Below are 5,901 nucleotides of genomic sequence, written 5' to 3' on the forward strand. Positions count from 1 at the left end.
CTGGACCTGATATATTAAAAATAATAGTTTTCCTAATATTAGTTCCAAGATTTAAAGTTTCAGTTGCAATTATTATACCTGGTATTAATAAAATTAAAAAAATCCAGTAAGGCAATGCTTTTTTAGAGAATCCACTATAAAACATTCCTATTATTAAAAATAACATTACTGAATATTTCCCATATTCGTATAACAAATTTCCACCTGACATTCTTAACAAAACTTCTGCACCAGTAATATATGCTGCTGCATATAGAACTTCATTATTCTTGTTTTGTGTTTTTATAATAAATAAAACACCTATAAGAGCAATCAGTAAACTAACAATTTTTGAAAAAAATGGAAAATAAAATATTAAGACACCTAATAGAAGGTGGGTAATTATTAAAAATAAATAATTTTTATCTTTTTTATTCATTTTAAGTTTCTTTTATCCAATCAAGATAATTTTTTATAATAACTTTTTCAGAATGATTTTCTATTATAGTATTGTAAAGTGAATTCCCAAGTTTACGTCTTAAATCTATATCGTTTATTAATTTTATTAATGAATTATTAAATTCATTTTCATCATTTTTAGATACAACAAAGCCATTTTCACAATTTTTTATTATTAATGGAATTTCCCCAACATTGGTAGAAACAACTGGTTTCTTATGCAGACCATATTCTAAAATAGCAACTGGCAATCCTTCAGATTGAGAGGTAAGTATTGCAATTTCACATTGTTTTATTATGTTGTTAATATCGTTTTTTGATCCATATATAAAAACATTGTTTTGCAGATTTTTAGAACTTATTATATCAAACACTTTTTTAGAATAATCATCATTAAAATCTTTACCTACTAAATGAAAACTCCAGTCACTGTGCGATTTTATTAATTCTTGAGCAACTTTGAGTAAAAAAAAATGATTTTTTTGTAAACGTAAATTTGCTAAACATAAAATTCTTTTACCATCTTCACCTTTTAATTTTGTTTCATTTAATTCAAAGGAATTTATTGTAGTAAAATTAGGCAAAAAAATAACTTTTTCACAATATAACTCTTTTTCAGCCCATTTTTTTAATTGATCATTGACTACTATTATTCTATAAAAAAATAATGATGCAATTTTTAACACAAAAGATTTTCGTGTGCTCAAGAATTCACTTAATCCATTATGATCATGCCAAATTATTTTTATTTTTGGAATCATAAATTTAACTAACAATGCGGTAAAAAACGAACTACTATGTGGTTGTAAATATTCTATTTTATTTTTTTTACAATGTTTTTTTAATTTTAAAATAGCGTTTAAATCAAAAGTCTTTTTTCTATTTAGAAATAAATAATTAACATCTTTACTTAGTTGATTTTTTAAATCTCCTTCTTTTCGAGTAGCCACTAATCCTGAGAAGTTTACTTTTAACTGAAGTGCATTTGCATAATTTACAGCCATTTTTTCTGCGCCACCAATATCTAATGAATCTATAATTTGAAGAATTCTCATTTCGCTAATATCTTTTTTATTTCGTGTTCAAAATAATCAATTGTATATTTTCTTGACCAATGCATTGCATTATCATTCATTTTATTATATAATTCTTCATTATTAATTATCTTTTCTATTTTTTTAATATCAGTATCTAAAATCATTTCTAATAAAACACCTCTATTTTCATTATCCAGCATATTTGGAATACAGGAAACTGATGTTGCAATTGGTAAACATTTCCAAAACATACCTTCAGCAATAACTTTTGGCCATCCTTCACTTTTAGAAGGTAAAATTACAAAATGACTAGTAATAAAAGCTTCTTTAATTATCTCTTGTGTTTGATTTCCTTTTAAAAAAATAAAGTTTTGAATATTTTTTTCTTTAATGAAAGTCTTTAATTTTTCTTTTTCAACTCCTTCTCCATAAAATGATAATTCAACATTATATCCTTTTTTAATTAACTCATTAATTATCATTAAAGCATATAAAGGTTGCTTACCAATACTTAGCGTACCAACAAAAACAAATGATATTTTATTTTTCAACGTCTTTTTTTCAATTTCTTTTTTTTCAATTTCATAATAAGATGCAGTAAAAAATGGTTTTATATTTTTAGTTGTTTTCTTCCATTCTCCATATACTAAAACTTGCATTTTTTTTGTTATAAATTTATTATTTAACAACCATTTTTGAAGTTTATAACTCAATGGTTGTTTTGCATTTGCATCCCAATTTCCTGCATATTTTGCAGTTTTAGATTTTGCAGGAAATAAAATTTGAATAAAACAAGCAAGTAAACCAACATTTCCTGGACAACGAAGGTGAATATGATCTGCATTTTTCATTGCTATAAAAATGGTCAAACATACTTTTGGCAAATAAATTACAGATTTTATAATAGAAAATATATTCAAAAAATTAAATTGTCTTATTACTCTAAAATCAACATTATCTTTTTGATATTCATGAGTAATAGATGTTTTTGTTTTTAAATATAAAGGTGCTACAATAATTAATTCATCAAAATGCTTTATCCAAATATTCATTTCTTTTACATAAGGTGAATATGCATAAAATTTTTGGTTTTCAATTCCATGAGGAACATGAGTTATTATTGCAAATTTCATTTATTTAAATTTTATTTTGGTTTATTGAAAAATAAGCTAAACCAACCTAATAATCTACCTATTGATTCTGTGAATGCTCCTTTTGCTTGTTGTGTTGTAAATATATTACTAATTCTAATGAAAGTCAATAATAATGTAATACTATGCCACTTAATTTTTGCATAAAATGTTGGATTAGGATATTTTACTCGCCATACATACCATCCATTTCTAACAACCATTTTACCATACTTATATTGATTTGGTCTACCAGATTGATCATGATAATGTGATAAAAGAGCAGATGACACAATATAATTTTGACCAAATTGTAATGCGCGAAGTGAAAAATCTGCATCTTCATACAATCCATAACCTTCAAAATATTCAGAAAAAAATATATGGCTAAATATTTGTTTTCTAAAAGACATTGACATTCCAACTAGCAAATCAACAGGGTAATTTTTATTAGTCATTGGATATGAAAAAGTTTTTCCGTGTGAGAATTCTGGCATAATACCCGGCAATTGATCTGAATTTAATGCCAAAACATTTCTTAGATAATTTCTTGAAGATTCCTTAACATAAAAACCATCTAGAACAAAATATTTAGAATTTGTACAGAAATTTTCAGTATTGAGTTTCCATTTATTTTCATTTATCGCAATTCCACCAAGACCTATTGCATTTGGAATAGATAAAAAAGTTTCTATAATATTTTTAAAATAATTAAAATCTAAGACAGTATCGTCATCTAGAAAACAAACAACTTCACTAGATTGATGCACTTTTTTTACACCAAAATTTCTTTGTTTTGTTAATCCTCTGTCTTCTGGCCGAACTTTATAATAAATTAAATTTTGAAATTTATTTTCCTCCAAAATATTAAATGTTTCATCATTTGTAGAACCATCAATTATCAAAATTTCACTTGGATATAATGTTTGCAATTTTATAGACTCAAGCAACCTCAACAAAGGATTTGCTCTCATATAGGTACAAATAATTAATGTAAATTGCATATATAAATTTAATTTATTTCTCTAAAAATTAAATTAGAATTATTTTTCACAATCAATTCTCCTTCAAGATTTACATCCAAAATAATTTTTTCAAAATTAGACCAATAATTTGTTAATTCAATCAATGTAGGATTCCAAATTTCATTGTTTTTAATCTTGTTTCCTAAATAATGGAAATTTTTTGATACATTTTCATCAATTTCATTCTCATTCTTAAAAAATTTTCCTTGATGATATTTCATTGGCACAGAAAAATAGGTATGTGCAATGAAAACTCCTTTTTCTAAAATTAGTTCATCAATATTGTTTTTGCATAATGATTTTTTAAAATCAATCATTTCTAGTGTTTGAAAAAAATAAAATTCATTATTTAATATGGTGTGCTTAAATAGTATTGGGTTATACTTTGCATATTTATACGATTTGTTTTTTGATTTGTTCCAAAAAAGTATAACTTTAAAAATATCAAAACCAATTTGAAAAAAGTTTTTGATTAAAGAAAATATGCTTTTTACATTATTATTGTATATTAGTTTTTTGAAATCTGTTGCAGTTTTTTTGTACTTTAATATTAAGTTTTCGTCTCCATAATAATGAAAAATAATGTTTTTAATCATTAATTGTAGTTTGGTAATTAGAGATAAATTATTATTTCCTTTTAGAAATTTAGACAATGTAAAATGATTGTTATTTAATTGATTAACAACACCTTTTGTTGCTGTTCCACAATCGACATAATTCCAAAGTATTGAAATATTTTTGGTTTTTAAATTATTTTCATATAAATTTAAATCAATTTTATTTTTATCTAAAAGCGAAACATTATAAGGTTGATAACCATGATCTATCCATGTTTTTAAATCTGGAAATGGTGGTTTAAAATTATAAAAATCATTCCAACTTTCGTTTTTAGATTTTATCGATTGTGATAAGGAATGATAGCAAAGTTCGTGTCCGTCTCGCTTCCAATTTAATAATTCGGAAGCATCGTTTTGATAGGATGCGTTGTCGTTTCGTTTAGAAAAATGGTTTAAAAAAAAACCTTTTGTTATTTTAATATTATTTTGTTTAAAAAATGTTCTTTGCAATTTTAAATTTTCTAATGTATCAAAATCACAATGATCCGTAAAAACAGTAATTGCAGAAAATGTTTTTTTTGAACGACTAAATTCTATTGCGTTTTTACTATTAAACAATAAAGTTGGTAGTGCTGTAAACTGAAAAATTTGTTTCGAATTTAATATTGTTTTTTTATTATCATTACCCAAATAATAGGTTATTGGTGAAGCACCATCGGGATTAAAACGCCATAATAATTTTCTTTTATCCTTTTTATTAACTTCCCAAATTCCTTCAAAAATATTAGATTGAACATACAAATCATTATCAAGTTTTAAGATTTTAGGAGAAAACTCATTGGCTATTCTATCGATTTTTAAATCTACCCATGTGTAATCATGATTTCTGAATTGCACAATTGAAAATTTAAACTCTATTTCTATGTCAAATGAAGTTGTAGTTTCTGACACATATTGATTGCAATTAATTTCAAATTTATTGTCATTTTTTACAAGAAAATCTATTTTTGTTTTTCTACCTTTTTCAATAAAATACAATGCTTCAATCATAAATTTTATTTATTAAAAATTGATGCTATTGTTATAAAATAAGATTCTCTTTTTAAAATATCTTTCCATAATGTTAAATTATTTATTTGCATTTGTTCAAAATCATAAGGAGTTATATTGGAATGAAATTGTAAAAAATCTGCTATAAAATTATTTTCTTCAATCAAAACGCAATGTTTTTCCCAGTTTATTAATGAATTTAGAGGTAATCGAAAATCTGTTTTTACAATTACAGGTATTCGTCCCATTGCAATTGTTTCATAAAATCTTACTGAAAAATTTCCTGCTCCTCTTAGGCAAAATGTATATGGACAATTATAAAGGTTTTCAAAAAATTCTTGAGTAGTTTTAATTTTTTCGGCTTCAGATTTTATTCCTGCTCTGTATTTTTTTCTGAATATAAAATTAGTTTCGATCTTATTTGATTTTGATAATTTTTTTAAATAATAATATCTTTTAATACTCGATGGATAAAATTTTTGAGAATCTGTTTGAATACTATTTAACAACTTTTTAAAAGTATATAAAATGTAAAAATATAGTTCTGTTACATATTTTTTTAAAGAACCGTTTGCATTTCCAACAAAACCAATTAATGGTTTTTCTTTTTTTTGTGTTTTGTAAAATGGCTTGCTTAATTTTTCATACGGATTATTTATAAAAC

The 5,901-nt window shown here is 24.1% G+C and carries 5 protein-coding genes and 1 pseudogene; all 6 read right to left on the reverse strand.

Features of this window, described 5'->3' with window-relative positions:
- Positions 1-418: pseudogene (locus ACH2BO_RS11765) on the reverse strand (O-antigen ligase domain-containing protein); the annotation flags it as partial.
- 1 nt (position 419) lies between these two features.
- Positions 420-1,493, reverse strand: coding sequence for a glycosyltransferase (locus tag ACH2BO_RS11770; RefSeq protein WP_395044929.1), 1,074 nt, complete (start codon positions 1,491-1,493; stop codon positions 420-422).
- Positions 1,490-2,608: a glycosyltransferase gene (locus ACH2BO_RS11775; RefSeq protein ID WP_395044930.1), complete on the reverse strand. Its 1,119-nt coding sequence runs from the start codon at positions 2,606-2,608 to the stop codon at positions 1,490-1,492. The genes ACH2BO_RS11770 and ACH2BO_RS11775 overlap by 4 nt, the downstream gene beginning before the upstream one ends.
- 11 nt (positions 2,609-2,619) lie before the next feature.
- A complete protein-coding gene (locus tag ACH2BO_RS11780) occupies positions 2,620-3,609 on the reverse strand; it encodes a glycosyltransferase family 2 protein (protein WP_395044931.1) in 990 nt (329 codons plus the stop codon).
- 8 nt (positions 3,610-3,617) lie between these two features.
- On the reverse strand, positions 3,618-5,237 hold the full coding sequence (locus ACH2BO_RS11785; RefSeq protein WP_395044932.1) for a hypothetical protein: 1,620 nt from the start codon (positions 5,235-5,237) through the stop codon (positions 3,618-3,620).
- Between the two features lie 5 nt (positions 5,238-5,242).
- Positions 5,243-5,901: exostosin family protein (locus tag ACH2BO_RS11790; RefSeq protein ID WP_395044933.1), on the reverse strand; the 659-nt coding region annotated here is incomplete at its 5' end.

This window comes from Flavobacterium sp., from assembly GCF_043773265.1.
In the GTDB taxonomy this organism is placed as follows: domain Bacteria; phylum Bacteroidota; class Bacteroidia; order Flavobacteriales; family Flavobacteriaceae; genus Flavobacterium.

Excerpts from the sequence above, each read along its gene's own strand:
- ACH2BO_RS11780 (WP_395044931.1), bottom strand. The coding sequence starts at position 3,609 with ATGCAATTTACATTAATTATTTGTACCTATATGAGAGCAAATCCTTTG.
- ACH2BO_RS11770 (WP_395044929.1), bottom strand. The coding sequence starts at position 1,493 with ATGAGAATTCTTCAAATTATAGATTCATTAGATATTGGTGGCGCAGAA.
- ACH2BO_RS11775 (WP_395044930.1), bottom strand. The coding sequence starts at position 2,608 with ATGAAATTTGCAATAATAACTCATGTTCCTCATGGAATTGAAAACCAA.
- ACH2BO_RS11785 (WP_395044932.1), bottom strand. The coding sequence starts at position 5,237 with ATGATTGAAGCATTGTATTTTATTGAAAAAGGTAGAAAAACAAAAATA.